The organism is Streptomyces peucetius, from assembly GCF_025854275.1.
In the GTDB taxonomy this organism is placed as follows: Bacteria; Actinomycetota; Actinomycetes; order Streptomycetales; family Streptomycetaceae; genus Streptomyces; species Streptomyces peucetius_A.
The window spans coordinates 5,672,132-5,690,092 of sequence record NZ_CP107567.1 but is presented as its reverse complement, the minus strand read 5'-3'; the positions used below and the strand labels follow the sequence as shown (position 1 = coordinate 5,690,092).

The following is a 17,961-nucleotide window of genomic DNA, read 5'->3' as shown; positions in this document are numbered from 1 at the left end:
CCGGTGCGCCGGGCCGCCCCGCTTGCGGCTACTGGGTCGGTTCGACGCCGGCGCGCAGCAGACCGTAGGTGTACGCGTCCTCCAGGGCCTGCCAGGACGCGGCGATGATGTTGTCCGCGACGCCGACCGTGGCCCATTCGCCCGTGCCGTCGCCGGTCGTGATGAGCACGCGGGTGGTGGAGCCGGTGCCGTGGCGGCCTTCGAGGATGCGGACCTTGTAGTCGATCAGCTCGAACTTCGCCAGCTGCGGGTAGATCTTCTCCAGGCCCACCCGCATCGCACGGTCCAGGGCGTTGACCGGGCCGTTGCCCTCCGCGGTCGCGACGATCCGCTCGCCCTTGGCCCACAGCTTCACCGTGGCCTCGTTGGCGTGGGTGCCGTCGGGGCGGTCCTCGACGATCGCCCGCCAGGACTCGGTGCGGTAGTAGCGGCGTGCCCTGCCCTCCGCCTCCGCGCGCAGCAGCAGCTCGAAGGACGCGTCGGCGGCCTCGTAGGTGTAGCCCTGGAGCTCGCGCTCCTTGACCCGCTCGACGACCCGGCCGACCAGCTCCCGGTCGTCGCCGAGGTCGATGCCGAGCTCTTTGCCCTTCAGCTCGATCGAGGCGCGGCCGGCCATGTCGGAGACGAGCATCCGCATCGTGTTTCCGACGAGCTCGGGGTCGATGTGCTGGTACAGATCCGGATCGACCTTGATCGCGGACGCGTGCAGTCCGGCCTTGTGGGCGAAGGCGGAGACACCCACGTACGGCTGGTGCGTGGAGGGCGTGAGGTTGACGACCTCGGCGATGGCGTGCGAGATGCGGGTCATGTCCGCGAGCGCGCCGTCGGGCAGGACCTTCTTGCCGTACTTCAGCTCCAGCGCGGCGACGACCGGGAACAGGTTGGCGTTGCCGACCCGCTCGCCGTAGCCGTTGGCCGTGCACTGGACGTGCGTGGCGCCGGCGTCGACGGCGGCCAGGGTGTTGGCCACGGCGCAGCCGGTGTCGTCCTGCGCGTGGATGCCGAGGCGGGCGCCGGTGTCGGCGAGGACGGTGGAGACCACGGCCTGCACCTGGGCGGGCAGCATCCCGCCGTTGGTGTCGCACAGGATGACGACGTCGGCCCCGGCCTCGTGCGCGGTCCGCACGACGGCCTTGGCGTACTCGGGGTTCGCGCGGTACCCGTCGAAGAAGTGCTCGCAGTCGACGAACACGCGGCGGCCCTGCTCGACCAGGTAGGAGACGGTGTCGCGGACCATCGCCAGGTTCTCGTCCAGGGTGGTGCGCAGGGCGAGCTCGACATGGCGGTCGTGCGACTTGGCGACCAGCGTGACCACCGGCGCGCCGGAGTCCAGGAGCGCCTTGACCTGCGCGTCCTCGCTCGCCCTGGCGCCCGCGCGGCGGGTCGCGCCGAAGGCGACGAGCTGTGCGTGCCGGAAGGCGATCTCCTGCCGGGCGCGGGCGAAGAACTCGGTGTCCCGCGGGTTCGCCCCCGGCCAGCCGCCCTCGATGAAGCCCACGCCGAAATCGTCCAGGTGTCGGGCGATGGTCAGCTTGTCCGCGACCGTGAGGTTGATGCCCTCACGCTGGGCGCCGTCGCGCAGCGTCGTGTCGAAGACATGGAAACAGTCGTCGGCCTGCTGATCCTGGGCGCCTGCGTTGGTGGTCATGCTGTCCTGACTCCTGTCGGATGAGTGGCTCCGAAATGTCTGGCTCCACTTGCCCCCATCATCGCGCGCTGCTCGCCTGCGGCCGAGGGTGAGGCCGTAAAACGAAAAAACCCCTCGCGGGTGCGAGAGGTCTGCGCGCGGGTCTGGGGCACGATGCCGCCTGCCGCGGGATTGCTGTCCACGGGTCAGCGGTCACTGCGGACCGGCGCGCTCCTGCCGATAATCATGGCGAACGAGAGCACGGTGGCAGTGTGCCACAGGTTCGTGCGGGGCTGGACTCGAGTCTCACGATGCGGTCGGCGCCGCTGCGTGGAGCGTGCTCCCCTCCCCGCCCCTTCCCAGAACCGGGACAGACCCCGGACCCCGTCAGGGGGCTCGACCCCGGGCCCCTGTCCGCCCTCCGGGCGGTGTTTCTGGGGCTCCGCCCCGGGCCCCATCACAGGGCTCCGACCCGGGCGCCGTCACGGGCTCGGCCCCGGGCCCCTGTCCGCCCTCCGGGCGGTGTTCGGGGCCCCAGCCCCCGTCACGGAGCTCCACCCCGGACGCGTACCGCACTTCGCAACGGTGGTCTCAAGCTCCCCTACGGCCTGGCGGCCGTGGAGGTACCCCCAGCCGGGCTGACATGCAGCCTCGCCGGCGTTTGAGGCGCGGGGGTCCGGGGGCGGAGCCCCCGAATCACCGCGCGGAGCTGGTGGCGGGTCCGGGCGGAGCCCGGTTCGGGAAGGGGCGGGGTGGGGAAACGGCGCGCGCCGCAGGCGGCACGCGCCCCTGCCCTCACCTCAGCAGCGCGTCCGACACGAACTCCCCCACATGCGCCAGCACCTGCTCCCGCCCGGCCCCCGGTATGCCCACGGCGACATGCACGCTGAAGCCGTCCAGCAGCGCCCGCAGCCTCGCGGCGAACCGGTCCGGGTCCACCGGACGGAACTCGCCGCGGGAGATGCCCTCGGCCAGGAGCGCCACCAGGTCCCGGTGCCAGGCGCCCTCGATCGCGGCCTGGCGGCCGCGCATGTCGGCGTCCGCGTTCTGCGAGCGGTTCCAGACCTCGAGCCACAGCGTCCAGTGCGGGTCGCGCGGGCCGTCGGGGACGTACAGGTCGATGTACGCGTCGAGCCGTTCACGGGCCGGCGCCTGCCGGGAGAGCAGCGCGCTCCGCTCCGCACCGAGGCGGCCCTCGCTCCACTCCAGGGTCTGGAGCAGCAGTTCGTCCTTGCTGCCGAAGTAGTAGAGGAGGTGCCCGCTGCTCATGCCGACCTCCCGGCCCAGCCCTGCCATGGTCAGCGCGTCGAGCCCGTGCTCGGCGATGGTGGCCATGGCGGCGGCCAGGAGGCTCTCGCGCGGCGGTGCGGACTGGTGGCGGCGGCGGGGGCCGGCCGGGCTGCTGCTGGTCACTCGTACGTTCTACCTGATACCGCGGCTGTGGACCGCCCTGCCCGTCGCCCGTCGCGACTTCGGCCGGCCGTCGCGCCCGTCGGGGCGCCGCACCGGGGTGTACGGTGCCGGCGAGCGCACCTCATGGAGGAGTCCCCTTGCCCGAACACCGCCTCGCCCACCACGAGATACTCGCCCGTGCCGTTCGGGCGTCGGGCGGCACCTGGGACACCTCGCGTGCCGTCCAGGTGCTGCGCGACGCGGGTGTGACCGCCGCCGACGACAAGGCACGCGACAAGCAGGCGCGCGAGGCGCTGCGCCGGCTGCGCGACGCAGGACTGCTCGTCGCCTTCCCCGAAGACGGCAACACCGTCCGGTACCGCGCCTCGTCCTGGCGGCGGCCGGGTCAGACCTTCGGCTGCTGCTGGGTGATGCAGTGGATGCCGCCGCCGCCCGCGAAGATCGCCCTCGCGTCGACGAGCGTCACCGTCCGCTCCGGGAAGAGCCGCCGGAAGATGCCCGCCGCGATCTCGTCCCGGGGGTCGTCGAAGCCGCAGAGCACCACGCCGCCGTTGCAGATGTAGTGGTTGATGTACGAGTAGTCGACCCATTCGCCGTCCTCGTCGACCAGGACGGTGGGGGCGGGGACCTCGACGACCTCCAGGCGGCGCCCCCGGGCGTCCGTCTGGGCGGAGAGCAGCGCGACGTTGGCCTTGCCCAGTTCGTGGTCGGGGTGGGCCGGGTCGGGCTGGGTGTGGACGACGACGACGCCGGGGCGGGCGAAGGCCGCGACGATGTCGACGTGGCCGCGGGTCCCGTACATGCCGTAGTCGCCGGTCAGGCCCCGCGGCAGCCAGATCGCCTTCTTCGTGCCGAGCCGGGCGTGGATCTCGGCCTCGACCTCGGCGCGGCTCCAACCGGGGTTGCGCTCAGGGCCGAGCTGGACGGTGTCGGTCAGCAGGACGGTGCCCTCGCCGTCGACGTGGATCGCGCCGCCCTCGTTGACCAGCGGAGAGGGGTGGACGGGGACGCCCGCGAGGTCCGCGACATGACGGGCGATCTTCGAGTCGTGCTCCCAGCGGGCCCAGTCCGCCGCGCCCCAGCCGTTGAACACCCAGTCGACGGCTGCCAGCGCGGAGCCGTCGGTGACGAAGGTGGGGCCGATGTCGCGCATCCACGCGTCGTCCAGGTCCCGCTCGACGATGTCGATGTCCGGGCCGAGGAGCTCGCGGGCGGTGCCGGACTGGCCTGTCCCGGCGACGACGGTCACCGGCTCGAAGCGCCGCACCGCGCGGGCAACCGACGCCCAGGCCATACGGGCCTCCAGCAGCTCCTCGTCGTCGGTGAACGTCGGGTTGGGACCGGGCCAGGCCATCCAGGTGCGCTCGTGCGGGGCCCACTCGGGGGGCATGCGGAAGGTCATCGAAGGCATCCTCAGAGGAAGTAGAGGCGGTTGAGGGAGATCGACTCGGCGGGCTCGGAGCGGATCGGGTTCCCGTCGAGGGTGACCAGGCCGCTGCGGCCGTCCACGGACACGTCCCCGAGGCGGGAGTTGAGCAGCAGGTCGCGGGGCCCGATGCCACGCGTGCCGCGTACGGCGACCCGGCGTCGCCGGGTCGGCATCAGGTCGGAGCCGCAGTCCACCGCCGCCTGTGCCACGAAGGCGACCGAGATGTCGGCCGGCGTGGCCCCATAGGCGCCGAACTGGGGCCCGAGGACGAGCGGTTCGCAGGTGTCCGTCGCCGCGTTCGGGTCGCCGACCACCCCGTACGCGGGGAAACCGGACTTCAGCACCAGCTGCGGCTTCGCGCCGAAGAACTCGGGCCGCCACAGCACGATGTCGGCCATCTTGCCGACCTCGATGGAGCCGATCTCGTTCGCGAGGCCGTGGGCCAGGGCCGGGTTGACGGTCAGCTTGGCGATGTAGCGCAGGACGCGTGCGTTGTCGTCGTGCGCCCCGTCGCCCTCCATGGGGCCGAGCTCGGCCTTCATCTTCCCGGCCATGGCGAAGGTGCGCCGTACGGTCTCGCCCGCGCGTCCCATGCCCTGCGCGTCGGACGACGTGATGCCGATCGCGCCGAGGTCGTGCAGCACGTCCTCCGCGCCCATCGTCCCGGAACGGATGCGGTCGCGGGCCATGGCGGCGTCGCCGGGGAGGTCGGTCTTGAGGTCGTGGACGGAGACGATCATGCCGTAGTGCTCGGCGACGGCGTCCCGGCCGAAGGGCAGGGTGGGATTGGTGGAGGAGCCGATGACGTTCGGCACGCCCGCCATCTTGAGGACGTTCGGCACGTGCCCGCCGCCGCAGCCCTCGATGTGGAAGGCGTGGATCGTCCGGCCGTCGAGGACGCGCAGGGTGTCCTCGACGGACAGGCATTCGTTGAGGCCGTCGCTGTGCAGCGCGACCTGGACGTCGTGCTCCTCGGCGACCCGCAGCGCGGTGTCGAGGGCCCGGGTGTGCGCGCCCATGTCCTCGTGGACCTTGAACCCGGACGCGCCGCCCTCGGCGAGGGCCTCGACGAGCGGCGCCGGGTCGGAGGACGAACCGCGCGCCAGGAAGCCGATGTTGACGGGCCAGGCGTCGAAGGCGTTGAAGGCGTGCTTCAGCGCCCACGGCGAGTTGACGCCGACACCCCACACGGGGCCGAACTCCTGGCCGATGACGGTGGTGACGCCGGACGCCAGCGACGCCTCCATGATCCGCGGGGAGAGCAGATGGACATGGGTGTCGACGGCGCCCGCCGTGGCGATCAGGCCCTCGCCGGAGACGATCGACGTGCCGGTGCCGACGACGACGTCGACGCCGTCGAGGGTGTCCGGGTTGCCGGCCCGGCCGATCGCGTGGATACGGCCTTCCCGGATGCCGATGGAGACCTTGCGGATGCCCTGCACGGCGTCGATCACCAGGACGTTGCTGATGACGACGTCGCAGGTCTCCCGGACGGCGGCGGCCTTGAGGTGCAGGCCGTCGCGTGCGGTCTTGCCGAAGCCGGCGAGGAACTCGTCGCCGGGCTTCTGCGCGTCGGACTCGACCCGGACGACGAGCCCGGAGTCGCCGAGAACGACCCGGTCCCCCGCGCGGGGCCCGTGCACGGATGCGTACTCGTGCGGGTCCATGCGGCGGGGGATGGGGCGGTCGTGGTCGTGGTGGCGGGTGGGCCTGCTCATCGGGCCGCTCCTTCCGTCCCCAGGTAGCCGCAGGCGGCGGCCCTGCGGAGGGCTTCTTCCTTGGCGCCGGGGGCGTCGAGTGGTCCGTCGACGAGGCCGGCGAAGCCGATCGCGATCCGGTCGCCGCCCATGGGGACGAGGCCGACCTCCGCCTCGCCGCCCGGGTCGAAGCGGACCGAGGAGCCGGCCGGGACGGCGAGGCGCATGCCGTAGGCCGCTGCACGGTCGAAGCGGAGACGCGGATTGGCTTCGAAGAAGTGGAAGTGCGAGGTGACGCTGACAGGCACGGTCGCGGTGTTGCGCACGGTCAGGGTACGAACGGCGGCGGGCTCGTCGTGGGCCGGTCCGGGCAGCAGCGCGCCGGGGGCGCCCTGCCCCGAGCCCGCGCCGATCGGGTCGGAGACGACCGCGAGCCGGGACCCGTCGTCGAAGACGGCCTCCACATGGACCTCGGTCACCACGTCCGCGACGCCCGGAAGGACGTCGTCCGGCCCGAGGACCGAGCGGGCCGCCTCGATGGCCTCGGCGAGCCTGCGGCCGTCGCGGGCCGCCTCGCAGACGGTGTCCGCGATGAGGGCTGTCGCCTCGGGGACATTGAGCCGCAGACCACGGGCTCTGCGTGCCCGCGCCAGCTCGGCGGCGCCGAACAGCAGCAACCGGTCGCGCTCGGTCGGGGTCAGTCGCACGTCACCACACCTCCAGATTTGAGCGTCACTCTAACAATGCTTACCGGCGAACGAAACCATTGACTTAGGACGAGGCATGGCTCACATTGAGCAGCGTTCAATTAGAGCGTCACTCAAACTGCGAAAGGTAGGGGCAGCCCATGCCGGTGGAACAGCGCGGAGTCGACACCATCCCCGAGGCGGAGCGCACCAGCAGTCCGCGAGATCTCGTAGCCATCCTGCTGGGGTCGAACCTCTGCCTGGGGGTGATCGTCTTCGGCTGGCTGCCGGTCTCCTTCGGGCTCGGCCTGTGGCCGTCCGTCACCTCCGTCGTCGCCGGCACGCTCGTCGGCGTGGTCGTCACCGCACCGCTGGCCCTCGTCTCGCTGCGCACCGCGACCAACCTGTCGACCTCCAGCGGCGCCGCGTTCGGGGTGCGCGGCCGTCTGGTGGGCTCCGTCGTCGGCCTGCTGCTCTCGCTCGGTTACACCGCCCTGACGCTGTGGATCGGCGGCGACGTCATGATCGGCACGCTGGCGCGTCTCGTCGGCCTGCCCACCGGCGGCGTCGCCCACACACTCGTCTACGCACTGCTCGCCGCCTGCACCGTCGTCGGTGCCGTGTACGGATACCGGCTGCTGCTGCGCCTCAGCAAGGTCCTGGCCGTCGGCATGACCGCGCTCCTGCTGCTGGGCATCGTCGCCTACGCGCCCGCCTCACCACGGCCGCGCCGCCGGACACCCCGTACCTGCTCGGCTCGTTCTGGCCGACCTGGGTGCTGTCCGCCGTGGCCGCCGGCCTCAGCGGGCCGATCGCCTTCATCACCCTCCTCGGCGACTACACCCGCTACATCTCGCCGCTGCGCCACAGCTCGCGGCGAGTGCTCGGCGCCACCTGCCTGGGGCTCGTGGCCGGGCTCCTCGTCCCCCAGCTCTTCGGTACGTACACGGCCCTGGCGGCCCGCGCCGGGCTCGACTACGCCGGGCCCCTGGTCGCCGCGTCCCCCGCGTGGTACCTCGTCCCGCTGCTGCTCGCCGCCGCGGCCGGATCGGTCGGCAACGCGGGGCTGATGCTCTACTCGATGGGGCTCGACCTCGACGCCATCCTGCCCCGCGCCACCCGCACCCGGGCCACCCTGGTGGTGGCCGTGGTGGCGACCGCGTTCGTCTTCCTCGGCCACTTCGTGTGGAGCGCGCAGTCGGTCATGACCTCGTTCGTGCTGCTGCTCACCGCGGTCGGCACGCCGTGGGCGGTGATCACGCTGACCGCGCACGTCCGCTGCGGCGGCGCGTACGACGCGGAGGCCCTTCAGGTCTACAACCGCCGCGCACGGGGCGGCGCCTACTGGTTCCGCGCCGGCTGGAACCCGCGGGCGACGCTCTCGTGGGCGCTCGGCGCCGCGGTGGGGCTGGCGGCCGTCTCCACCCCGCTCTACGAGGGCCCGCTGCTCGCCCTGACCGGCGGGGTGGACTGCAGCTTCGTCCTGTCCGGGCTGGTGGGCGGCCTCGCGTACGCCGCGCTTCGCGTGCCGGCGGCGGGGGCGGTGGGCGCGGAGGGCGACGCGGTGCGGGAGCCCGCCGTGACGTGACCCGGGGGGTGCGCGGATTCCCCCACCCCGCCCCTTCCCGAACCCGGCTCCGCCCGGACCCGCTCCCGGGGGCTCCTCCCCCTAGGCCTGGCGGCCTGGGGGGACCCCCACCGAACCCCGCGCCTCAAACGCCGGCGAGGCCGCAAAGCAGCCTCGCCGGCGTTTGAGGCCACCGTGCGTCAGGCCAGTTCGTGCGTCCAGCCGTGGACGTCCTCCGCCTTGCCCGTCTGGATGTCCAGCAGCGCCTTGCGCAACTTCATCGTGACCTCGCCCGGCTGCCCACCGGACTGCTGCCACTCCCCGCGGGCGGACTTGACCGTGCCGACGGGGGTGATCACCGCGGCCGTGCCGCAGGCGAAGACCTCCTTCAGCGTGCCGTTCTCGGTGTCGGCCTGCCACTGGTCGATGGAGATGCGGCTCTCCTCCGACCCGTAACCGAGGTCCTTGGCCAGGGTGAGGAGCGAGTCGCGGGTGATGCCGGCGAGCAGCGAGCCCGTGAGCTCGGGGGTGACGATCCTGAGGTCACCGCCGGAGCCGGTCTCGTAGACGAAGCACAGGTTCATGCCCCCCAGTTCCTCGACCCACTTGTGCTCGACGGCGTCGAGGTAGGCGACCTGGTCGCAGCCCTGCTGCGCGGCCTCGGCCTGAGCGAGAAGGGACGCGGCGTAGTTGCCGCCGGTCTTGGCGTCGCCCATGCCGCCGGGGACGGCGCGGACCCGGTCCTCGGAGAGCCAGATCGAGACGGGCTTGACGCCGCCCGGGAAGTAGGCGCCGGCCGGAGAGGCGATGACGATGAAGAGGTACTCGTTGGCCGGCTTCACACCGAGGCCGACCTCGCTCGCGATCATGAACGGGCGCAGGTAGAGCGACTCCTCGCCGCCGTGGGCCGGGACCCAGCCCTTGTCCTGCTGGACCAGCGCGTCGCAGGCGGCGATGAAGGTGTCGACCGGCAGCTCGGGCATCGCCAGGCGGCGCGCGGAACGCTGGAAGCGCTCGGCGTTGGCCTCGGGGCGGAAGGTGGCGACGGAGCCGTCGGGGCGGCGGTACGCCTTGAGGCCCTCGAAGATCTCCTGCGCGTAGTGCAGGGTCATGTTGGCCGGGTCCATGGACAGCGGCCCGTACGGAACGAGCTGGCCGTCGTGCCAGCCACGCCCCTCCGTCCACTTGATCGTCACCATGTGGTCGGTGAAGTGGCGGCCGAATCCCGGATTGGCCAGGATCGCCTCACGCTCCGCGTCGGACAGCGGGTGCGAGGAGGGCTTGAGCTCGATCGTGGGCGTCGTCATGAGTGCAGTGTCCTTCACCGGTTGTTGTGACGGACCGCGCTCACGCCGACTGCTTGGACGTCCGAGCATCGCCGTGCACCACCACGGTCCACGTCCGATTATCGCCCGTGGGTGACCGTGCAGGGAACGGCGTGAATGCGGCCCAGGATTCGATGGTGGCACCCGGGGGCCGCACAGGAAAAGCCGCCGGGCGCGGTGGGAGATTGCGACCCGGCGGCTTCTGGGGTGTCCGGGGACGCCCCGGAATCGGTGTCCGGCGGGTCAGCTCGCTACTCGTACCGCGAGAGCGTCGCCGATCTCGTCCGTCGTGCGGACGGTGTCGGAGGTGCGCTCCGCCAGGTCGGCGGCGACCGCGTCCTCGATGCGGACGGCCTCGTTCTCGTACCCCAGGTGCCGCAGCAGCAGGGAGACGGAGAGGATGGTCGCGGTGGGGTCGGCCTTGCCGGTGCCCGCGATGTCGGGCGCGGAGCCGTGCACAGGCTCGAACATCGACGGGAATTCACCCGTCGGGTTGATGTTGCCGGAGGCGGCCAGGCCGATGCCGCCGGTCACGGCAGCGGCGAGGTCGGTGAGGATGTCACCGAAGAGATTGTCGGTGACGATGACGTCGAAGCGCTCCGGCTGGGTGACGAAGAAGATCGTCGCGGCGTCGACGTGCAGATAGTCGGTGGTGACCTCGGGGTACTCCTGGCCGACCTTGTCGAAGATGTTCTTCCACATGTGGCCCGCGTACACGAGGACGTTGTTCTTGTGGACGAGCGTCAGCTTCTTGCGGGGGCGGGAGTTCGCCCGCTCGTACGCGTCGCGGACGACGCGCTCCACGCCGTACGCGGTGTTGAGGCTGACCTCGGTGGCGACCTCGGCGGGGGTGCCGGTGCGCAGGGAGCCGCCGTTGCCCGTGTACGGGCCCTCGGTGCCCTCGCGGACGACGACGAAGTCGATGTCCGGCCGGCCGGCCAGCGGGGTGGCCGTGTTCGGGAACAGCTTCGACGGACGCAGGTTGACGTAGTGGTCGAACGCGAACCGCAGCTTCAGCAGCAGACCGCGCTCCAGCACACCGGACGGCACCGACGGGTCGCCGATGGCGCCGAGGAGGATCGCGTCATGGCCCTTGAGGGAGTCGAGCTCCGCGTCGGGGAGAGTCTCTCCGGTGCGGTGCCAGCGCCGGGCGCCGAGGTCGTACTCCTTGGTGTCCAGCTTCACATCCTGAGGCAGGACCGCGGCAAGGACCTTCAGGCCCTGCGCCACGACCTCCTGGCCGATGCCGTCACCGGGGACAACTGCGAGATTGATGCTGCGAGACATGTCGGCACCCTACTCCCCGTCCCATTCATTGACATGCAATGTCCACGATGCGGACGACCGCCCCGGTGTCCGGCGCGCGTTCGTATCAGTGGCCGGTGGAGCCGCCGTTGTCCCGGCGGTCGAGGGCGCGCTGCAGGGCCGCGGCGGCGTTCCTGCGGTCGGACTCGGTGGTGCGGGAGGCGTGGCGGACTCGGCGGACGGTCACAGCGGTCATGGTGATCGACTCCTTGAGATCAGAAGAGATTTCGAGGCGCCGGAAGGGGCGGGGAGCGGTGCCGCAGGGGTTGCCTGCACGGGGGCACGGGCTCGCGACCGCCATTCGCTGGATCGAGCGAGACGTTCGGCTCCCACAAACGTAGGACAGTCGGGCCGAGCTGTCTCCACAATTACTCGGACTTCCTACTATCTGAGACGCGATCATCGCCGGGGCCGGCGGAAACCGGCGAAGCGTCAGCACAGCCACCTAGATTGCATTCCTACCTAGCTGGTGATGAAATACAGCCATGGCCGCAGACCGCAGATCCAGCTGGCTCAAGGGCGTACTCGACCTGCTCGTCCTTTCCTGCCTCACGCCGGGCGAGAGCTACGGCTACGAGATCTCCAAGGCTCTCGCCGAAGCGGGACTCGGTCAGATCAAGGGCGGCACGCTCTATCCGGTGCTCAACCGTCTCGAGGAAGCCGGGCTCGTGGTGGGCGAGTTCAGGGCCGCCGAGCGCGGACCCGGGCGCCGCTACTACCGGCTCACCGACCGGGGCCGGGAGCACCTCGCAGCCGAGAGCGAGGCCTGGACCGACTTCCACACCGCCGTCAGGATCCAGCTGTCCACAGGGGGAACGAGATGACCACAGACCACACCGGCTACTTCGAGGAACTCGCCGCCGCCCTTCGCGCGGCACACGTCCCCGAGGACCGGGCAGCCGCAACCGTCGTCGATCTGACCGCGTATCTGGCCGAGACGGGCACCACGCCCGAGGAGGAGTTCGGCCCGGCCGCCGACTTCGCGGCGGCTCTGGGCGGCACCGCGCCCGAGGCGGCCGGACCGCCCGAGGCGGCGGAGACCTGGACCTGGACGGCGGACGTCTACAACGACCGCAGACTGCTCTCGGCCCACGGCGACCAGGGCTGGGAGGTGGAACGGCTGGACGCGCTCGGCCGGTTCGTGTGCCGGCGACCGCGCGGCACGGCGCTCCGCTGGGAGTACCGCCGCGAGATCGTGGGCGGCAAGCAGCGCGACGAGGTGCTCGGCAGGCTCGTCCCGGAAGGCTGGGAGCCGTGCGGCGAGTGGTTCTTCTACGCGTATTTCAAACGCCCGCGGGCGGCGAGCGCGGGACCGACCGCCACACTCGACGCGCTGCCCGCCCGCCCCGCACGTTCCTGGTACATCGGCGTCAAGGGGTGGATCGCGAGTGTGGGCTGGCTGACGGTCACAGCCGTGATCCTGACCGCGTACTACAGCCACAACCTCGACTTCGCCGTCGCGTTCCCGGTGCTGCTGGCCGGCACCTTCGGCATGACCTACTGGGTCAGGCGCACCGTCGCCAAGAGCTGCGGCGACACCGCCTGAGGGGGTCGCGCGCGGGGACGGTCACAGCACGTCCCCGTCACGCCGGTCGAGGACGAGCGCGCCGGCGGCGGGGGCGGACAGCCGGGAGCCCGCCGCCGGGCGCCGGGAGCGCACCGAGGTCGTACCGCCCCGTCGGTCACCGTCAGGACCGGCGCCTCAGAGCCTGCCGCCGGTAAGGCGGGAGAGCGGGCCGCGCTGCCGCAGGCCGACCCGGCGGCCGAGCGCGTACGAGCCGGCCACCGCGGTGACGACACCCGTGCCGGCCCCGGCCACCACGGCCTTGCGCGCCTTGACGACGGTCCAGACGGCGCCTGCCGTCTCCGCGGCCGTACCGGCCGCGGAGGCCGCCGTGCGCTGCACGGTCCGCGCGGCGTCCGCCGCCTTACGGGTCGTGGCGTCGCCGATGCCGCGCACCGACTCGGCCGTCCGCCGGCCGGTGCCGTCCGTGGTGGCTCCGGCCGTGCTCTTCGCCGTGTCCTTCGCCGTGTCCCTCGCGGTGTCGTCGGCCTGCCGTGCTCGCGTGCCGGCGTTGCTCGTACGTGCCCTGGTCGTGTTCTTCTTGGTCTCAGCCATGCCACTCGGGTATCCGGCACGCGACGCCGCAAACTGAGCCGTCGTCAACACCCGCCCGGGTCGCACATGGAAGCCGCCCCCGTTCCGGCGTGGGGGCCGGGACGGGGGCGGAGCCTTGGGGCGACCGGTCGGGTCAGCCCATGTGCGGGTACGTGTAGTCGGTCGGAGCGACCAGCGTCTCCTTGATGGCGCGGGTCAGCGTCCAGCGCATCAGGTTCTGCGGGGCGCCCGCCTTGTCGTTGGTGCCGGAGGCACGGCCGCCGCCGAAGGGCTGCTGGCCGACGACGGCGCCGGTCGACTTGTCGTTGATGTAGAAGTTGCCCGCCGCGTAGCGGAGCTTCTCCATCGCGTCGGCCGCGGCGGCCCGGTCACCGGCGATGATCGAGCCGGTCAGCGCGTACGCGGACACCGACTCCATCTGCTCCAGCATCTCCTCGTACTTGTCGTCCTCGTAGACGTGGACGGCGAGGAACGGGCCGAAGTACTCGGTGGTGAAGACCTCGTTGGCCGGGTCGTCGCACTCGACGACGGTCGGGCGGACGAAGTACCCGGTCGAGTCGTCGTAGCTGCCGCCGGCGACGATCGTGCAGGTCGGGTCGGCCTTGGCGCGGTCGATCGCGGCCTTGTTCTTGGCGAAGGCCCGCTCGTCGATGACGGCGCCGATGAAGTTCGTCAGGTCGGTGACGTCACCCATCTTGATGGCGTCGACCTCGGCGGCGAACTCCTCCTTGAAGCCGGAGTTCCAGATCGAGGCCGGGATGTACGCCCGCGAGGACGCGGAGCACTTCTGGCCCTGGAACTCGAACGAACCACGGGTCAGCGCGGTCTTGAGGACGGCGCGGTCGGCGCTCGGGTGGGCGACGACGAAGTCCTTGCCGCCCGTCTCGCCGACGATCCGCGGGTAGGAGCGGTACTTCTCGATGTTGTTGCCGACCGTCTTCCACAGGTGCTGGAAGGTCTTGGTGGAGCCGGTGAAGTGGATGCCGGCGAGCATCGGGTGCTCGAGGGCCACCTCGGAGACGGCGATGCCGTCACCGGTCACCAGGTTGATGACGCCCTTGGGCAGACCGGCCTCCTCCAGGAGCTGCATCAGCAGCACGGCGGCGTGGGTCTGCGTCGGGGACGGCTTCCAGACGACGACGTTGCCCATGAGAGCGGGCGCGGTCGGCAGGTTGCCGGCGATGGCGGTGAAGTTGAACGGGGTGATCGCGTAGACGAAGCCCTCGAGCGGCCGGTGGTCGAGGCGGTTCCACACGCCCGGCGAGTTGGCCACCGGCTGCTCGGCCATCAGGTCACGCGCGTACTTGACGTTGAAGCGCCAGAAGTCGATGAGCTCGCACGGGGTGTCGATCTCGGCCTGCTGGGCGGTCTTCGACTGGCCGAGCATGGTGGAGGCGGCCAGCGTCTCGCGCCACGGACCGGACAGCAGCTCGGCGGCGCGCAGGATGATCGCGGCGCGGTCGTCGAAGGACATGGCGCGCCAGGCCGGCGCGGCGGCGAGGGCGGCGTCGATCGCGTCCTGCGCGTCCTGCTGGGTGGCCGTGGCGAAGGTGCCGATGACGGCCTTGTGGTTGTGCGGCTGTACGACGTCGACGCGCTCGCCGCCGCCCATCCGCTTCACTCCGCCGATGGTCATCGGCAGCTCGATCGGGTTCTCGGCCAGCTCCTTGAGCTTGGCCTCGAGGCGGGCGCGCTCGGGCGAGCCGGGGGCATAACCGTGCACCGGCTCGTTGACCGGGGCGGGGACCTGGGTGACAGCGTCCATGGGTTCCGTTGCTCCTTAGCGAGGGGTGGGAGGGGCTCAGCCCTTGGTGATCATCGAGCGGAGGAAGAAGAGCAGGTTGGCCGGCTTCTCCGCGAGACGACGCATGAAGTAGCCGTACCAGTCGGTCCCGTACGCGGTGTAGACCCGCATCCGGTGGCCCTCGGCCGCCAGCCGGAGGTGCTCGTCGCTGCGGATGCCGTACAGCATCTGGAACTCGTACTCGTCGAGCTTGCGGCCGGCGCGGTGGGCCAGCTCCTGGGTGATGGCGATCAGACGCGGGTCGTGCGACCCGATCATCGGGTAGCCGTCGCCCTCCATGAGGATCTTGAGGATGCGGACGTACGCCTTGTCGATCTCGGCCTTGTCCTGGTACGCGACGGAGGCGGGCTCCTTGTACGCGCCCTTGACGATGCGCACACGGCTGCCGGCCTCAGAGAGGCGGCGGGCGTCGTCCTCGGTGCGGAACAGGTAGGCCTGGATCACGCATCCGGTCTGCGGGAAGTCCTTGCGGAGCTCCTCGTGGATGGCAAACATCGAGTCGAGGGTGGTGTGGTCCTCCGCATCCAGCGTAACCGTCGTGCCGATGGCCGCGGCGGCCTCGACGACGGGGCGGACGTTGGCGAGCGCCAGCTCGTGGCCGCCCGGGAATGTGGGGGCGGGCCCGGAGGGCCCTCCGTTGAGGGTGGCGGCGGGAGACGGGAGGGACTGGCCGAACATGGAGAGTTTGACCGACATCTCGGCCCTCGCCCCGAGGCCGAGATCCGCCAGGTGCTCGACCAGGTCGAGGTAGGCGTCACGCGCGGCGGCGGCCTGCTCGGGGGTGGTGATGTCCTCGCCGACGACGTCGAGGGTGACCTCGAGGCCCTTGGCCGCGGCGTCCTTGACGATCGGGACGACCTGCTCGACCGTCTCACCGGCGATGAACCGGGCGACGACCTGTTTGGTCCCCGGGGCGGCCGACACGAAGCGGCGCATCTTGTCGCTGCGCGAAGCGGCGAGGATCACGGGACCCAGCACGGGGCACCTCCACGGAACAGGTGTTGAAGTGGCCGGAACCAAACGTTTGGAGACGGCACGAAGAACCACCCTGAACCTAAGGATGGCGCCGGGCGTCTGCCATCGACAGCTGTCACGCATCCGTGTCCGGGATCTCAGACATATGTCTGAAGGGTGCGAGAATGGCTGCGTGAAGGGCGATTACCAGGATCTGGTCGACGAGATCTCCGCGCTGCTGGCCATGCCGGCGACTTTGGAGAACCGCGACTTCGGGCTGATCGCCTTCGGAGCGCACGACAGCGACAGCGCCTTCGACGAGACCACGCTCGATCCGGTCCGCACCCGTTCGATCCTGACCCGGAAGTCGACCCCGGCGGTCCGTTCCTGGTTCGAGGGCTTCGGCATCACCCGCGCGACCGGCCCGGTCCGCATCCCGGCCGCCCCGGAGGCGGGTGTCTACCGCGACCGGATCTGCCTGCCGGTACGCCACCGGGGCGTCGCCCTCGGGTACGTGTGGCTGCTCGACGCCGATCCCGGGCCGACCGCGGAGCAGCTGACGGCCGCCATGGAGGTGACCGAGCGGATCGGCGTCCTCCTCGCGGACGAGGAGCGCGCCGGGGCGGACCTGTCCCGGGAACTGCGCGCGGTCCTCACGGCGGAGCGGGGCTGGCAGTACGACATGGCGGTGGCGGAGCTGGCCACCGGACTGGGCCAGGACGCGGAGGGCCTGCACGTTCTGGTGTGTGTGACGCCGTGGACCGCCGACGACGCGCCTTCGGTGCGGGCCCTGCCGGGGGCGTCGGCGCTGTGCACGGTGACGCTGCCGGCGGCGGGATCGTTCGAGGCGGACGGACGGCGCGGCGGCACACGGGCCGGGAGCTCCGCGCCGGCCGGTTCCGGCGGCGCCGGGTCACCGGCCGCGGGCCCTGCCGCCGCGCCGATGGCGTCGGCAGCCGTGGCCGCGCTGGTCCGGCTGCGTTCGGCCGGCAACCCGGCTCCCGCCGAGACGGTCGCCTCCCGGCTGCGGGAGGCCGCGGCGCGCGCGGCCTCCGGCGAGCCGGACACGGGCATCCCCCTGCCGCGCGCGGCGGCCGCGGGACTGGCCGAGGCCCGGCACGGCCTCGCCGGGCTCGGCAGCGCCTGGCGGGAGGCGGTGTCGGCGGCGCGGGCCGCGCATGCGCAGGCAGGGCTGGGACCGGTCGCCCGATGGGCGGACCTCGGGCCGTACCGCATGCTGACGGCCCTGCCCGTGACGGTGGCGGAGGACCCTGCCGTACGGGAGCTGCTGGTCCCGGCGCACGCCGAACTGGCGCGCACCGCCGAGATGTTCCTCGACTGCGCGGGCCAGGCAGGCCGCACCGCCGCGGCGCTGGGCATCCACCGCCAGACGCTCTACTACCGGCTCTCGCGCGTCGAGCAGCTCACCGGCCTGGATCTCGACGACGGGGAGCACCGGCTGCTGCTGCACATGGCGCTCAAGGCCGCACGGCTTTAGGCGCCGGGGACCGGCGCCTGAGGCGCGGCCGGGTCAGGACTCCCCCGTCGCGACGTCCCGGGCCGACCTCGTGACCCGCCGCAGCCCCTCGGCGAGTTCGTCCGCCGCCGCACCGGCGGAGAAGGCCGGCTCGGCGGCTTCGGTGCTGGAGACCGGGCAGGAGTTCGGCGGCGCGTCGGCATGGCGTTCCTCGGCAGCTTGGGTACGGCGGTCTACCGCCGGGGGTCACCGACGGCGCTCCCGCCGGCCTGCCGGACGGCGCGCTCGACACCGCCCGCGAGACGCTGGGCGGCGCGAGCACGGTCTCGCCGGGCGGCTTCCGGGCGCGGCGGGCGAATCGCTGCTGGCGGTCGCCCGCGAGGCCTTCGTCAACGGTATGCGCGCGGCAGCGGTGGGCGGCGCGGCGGTGCTGGTCGGGGCGGCGGTGCCGGCGGCGGTGTGGCTGCGCCGACGTGGCGCGCGGTGCGACAGCGGGGCCGAGCCGGTGAGGGCGGAGGCGGCGGCACTCGGGAACCAGCGGCAGACGCTCTGAACCCC

15 protein-coding genes and 1 pseudogene are annotated in these 17,961 nt (G+C 71.9%); 5 read left to right on the top strand and 11 right to left on the bottom strand.

The annotated features are described in order from the left end of the window. Positions 1 to 28: 28 nt before the first annotated feature. The 5 genes from cimA to ureA form a co-directional block, all read right to left on the bottom strand. A complete protein-coding gene (cimA, locus tag OGH68_RS26155) occupies positions 29 to 1,648 on the bottom strand; it encodes a citramalate synthase (protein ID WP_264247431.1) in 1,620 nt (539 codons plus the stop codon). A 774-nt stretch (positions 1,649 to 2,422) separates the two neighbouring features. Next, entirely contained in the window at positions 2,423 to 3,040 is a 618-nt protein-coding gene (locus OGH68_RS26150) for a TetR/AcrR family transcriptional regulator (protein ID WP_264247430.1), read from the bottom strand. A 385-nt stretch (positions 3,041 to 3,425) separates the two neighbouring features. After that, the gene (locus tag OGH68_RS26145; protein WP_264247429.1) at positions 3,426 to 4,442 is read right to left on the bottom strand and encodes an agmatine/peptidylarginine deiminase; all 1,017 of its coding nucleotides are present in this window, start codon (positions 4,440 to 4,442) and stop codon (positions 3,426 to 3,428) included. Between the two features lie 11 nt (positions 4,443 to 4,453). Next, positions 4,454 to 6,136 carry an urease subunit alpha gene (locus OGH68_RS26140; protein ID WP_264250303.1) on the bottom strand — a complete coding sequence of 561 codons (1,683 nt, stop codon included), beginning with the start codon at positions 6,134 to 6,136 and terminating at the stop codon, positions 4,454 to 4,456. Between the two features lie 47 nt (positions 6,137 to 6,183). Further along, positions 6,184 to 6,873: an urease subunit gamma gene (gene ureA, locus OGH68_RS26135; RefSeq protein ID WP_264247428.1), complete on the bottom strand. Its 690-nt coding sequence runs from the start codon at positions 6,871 to 6,873 to the stop codon at positions 6,184 to 6,186. Between the two features lie 140 nt (positions 6,874 to 7,013). Here ureA and OGH68_RS26130 point away from each other — a divergent pair. Continuing rightward, a pseudogene (locus tag OGH68_RS26130) lies at positions 7,014 to 8,440 on the top strand (cytosine permease). A gap of 179 nt (positions 8,441 to 8,619) precedes the next feature. On the opposite strand, the gene OGH68_RS26125 reads toward OGH68_RS26130, so the two are convergent. The 3 genes from OGH68_RS26125 to OGH68_RS26115 form a co-directional block, all read right to left on the bottom strand. Then, complete coding sequence (locus OGH68_RS26125) at positions 8,620 to 9,726, bottom strand: branched-chain amino acid aminotransferase (RefSeq protein WP_264247427.1); 1,107 nt, start codon at positions 9,724 to 9,726, stop codon at positions 8,620 to 8,622. 261 nt (positions 9,727 to 9,987) lie between these two features. Continuing rightward, positions 9,988 to 11,031, bottom strand: a complete 1,044-nt coding sequence (locus OGH68_RS26120) for a 3-isopropylmalate dehydrogenase (RefSeq protein WP_264247426.1) — start codon at positions 11,029 to 11,031, stop codon at positions 9,988 to 9,990. 85 nt (positions 11,032 to 11,116) lie between these two features. Next, positions 11,117 to 11,245 carry a hypothetical protein gene (locus OGH68_RS26115; protein ID WP_264247425.1) on the bottom strand — a complete coding sequence of 43 codons (129 nt, stop codon included), beginning with the start codon at positions 11,243 to 11,245 and terminating at the stop codon, positions 11,117 to 11,119. A 289-nt stretch (positions 11,246 to 11,534) separates the two neighbouring features. Between OGH68_RS26115 and OGH68_RS26110 the strand changes: the two genes are divergently transcribed. Together OGH68_RS26110 and OGH68_RS26105 are read left to right on the top strand one after the other, a co-directional pair. Further along, a complete protein-coding gene (locus tag OGH68_RS26110) occupies positions 11,535 to 11,873 on the top strand; it encodes a PadR family transcriptional regulator (protein ID WP_264247424.1) in 339 nt (112 codons plus the stop codon). Continuing rightward, a complete protein-coding gene (locus tag OGH68_RS26105) occupies positions 11,870 to 12,595 on the top strand; it encodes a hypothetical protein (RefSeq protein ID WP_264247423.1) in 726 nt (241 codons plus the stop codon). The genes OGH68_RS26110 and OGH68_RS26105 overlap by 4 nt, the downstream gene beginning before the upstream one ends. Before the next feature lie 156 nt (positions 12,596 to 12,751). Here the strand turns inward: OGH68_RS26105 and OGH68_RS26100 are convergent, their stop codons facing one another. From OGH68_RS26100 to OGH68_RS26090, 3 genes are all read right to left on the bottom strand, one after another. Beyond that, complete coding sequence (locus OGH68_RS26100; RefSeq protein WP_264247420.1) at positions 12,752 to 13,168, bottom strand: hypothetical protein; 417 nt, start codon at positions 13,166 to 13,168, stop codon at positions 12,752 to 12,754. A 133-nt stretch (positions 13,169 to 13,301) separates the two neighbouring features. Continuing rightward, positions 13,302 to 14,933: an L-glutamate gamma-semialdehyde dehydrogenase gene (gene pruA / locus OGH68_RS26095; RefSeq protein WP_264247419.1), complete on the bottom strand. Its 1,632-nt coding sequence runs from the start codon at positions 14,931 to 14,933 to the stop codon at positions 13,302 to 13,304. Positions 14,934 to 14,969: 36 nt separating this feature from the next. Next, the gene (locus tag OGH68_RS26090; protein WP_264247417.1) at positions 14,970 to 15,950 is read right to left on the bottom strand and encodes a proline dehydrogenase family protein; all 981 of its coding nucleotides are present in this window, start codon (positions 15,948 to 15,950) and stop codon (positions 14,970 to 14,972) included. A gap of 169 nt (positions 15,951 to 16,119) precedes the next feature. Between OGH68_RS26090 and OGH68_RS26085 the strand changes: the two genes are divergently transcribed. Both OGH68_RS26085 and OGH68_RS36210 read left to right on the top strand, forming a co-directional pair. Then, positions 16,120 to 17,424, top strand: coding sequence for a PucR family transcriptional regulator (locus OGH68_RS26085; protein WP_264247415.1), 1,305 nt, complete (start codon positions 16,120 to 16,122; stop codon positions 17,422 to 17,424). 376 nt (positions 17,425 to 17,800) lie between these two features. After that, a complete protein-coding gene (locus OGH68_RS36210) occupies positions 17,801 to 17,956 on the top strand; it encodes a hypothetical protein (RefSeq protein ID WP_319020243.1) in 156 nt (51 codons plus the stop codon). Positions 17,957 to 17,961: the final 5 nt, after the last annotated feature.

Bases quoted from the DNA above. Each gene is read 5' to 3' on its own strand.
- OGH68_RS26110 (WP_264247424.1), top strand. From the start codon at position 11,535: ATGGCCGCAGACCGCAGATCCAGCTGGCTCAAGGGCGTACTCGACCTG.
- OGH68_RS26140 (WP_264250303.1), bottom strand. From the start codon at position 6,136: ATGGACCCGCACGAGTACGCATCCGTGCACGGGCCCCGCGCGGGGGAC.
- cimA (WP_264247431.1), bottom strand. From the start codon at position 1,648: ATGACCACCAACGCAGGCGCCCAGGATCAGCAGGCCGACGACTGTTTC.
- pruA (WP_264247419.1), bottom strand. From the start codon at position 14,933: ATGGACGCTGTCACCCAGGTCCCCGCCCCGGTCAACGAGCCGGTGCAC.
- OGH68_RS26120 (WP_264247426.1), bottom strand. From the start codon at position 11,031: ATGTCTCGCAGCATCAATCTCGCAGTTGTCCCCGGTGACGGCATCGGC.
- OGH68_RS26125 (WP_264247427.1), bottom strand. From the start codon at position 9,726: ATGACGACGCCCACGATCGAGCTCAAGCCCTCCTCGCACCCGCTGTCC.
- OGH68_RS26115 (WP_264247425.1), bottom strand. From the start codon at position 11,245: ATGACCGCTGTGACCGTCCGCCGAGTCCGCCACGCCTCCCGCACCACC.
- OGH68_RS26105 (WP_264247423.1), top strand. From the start codon at position 11,870: ATGACCACAGACCACACCGGCTACTTCGAGGAACTCGCCGCCGCCCTT.
- OGH68_RS36210 (WP_319020243.1), top strand. From the start codon at position 17,801: ATGCGCGCGGCAGCGGTGGGCGGCGCGGCGGTGCTGGTCGGGGCGGCG.
- OGH68_RS26100 (WP_264247420.1), bottom strand. From the start codon at position 13,168: ATGGCTGAGACCAAGAAGAACACGACCAGGGCACGTACGAGCAACGCC.
- OGH68_RS26145 (WP_264247429.1), bottom strand. From the start codon at position 4,442: ATGACCTTCCGCATGCCCCCCGAGTGGGCCCCGCACGAGCGCACCTGG.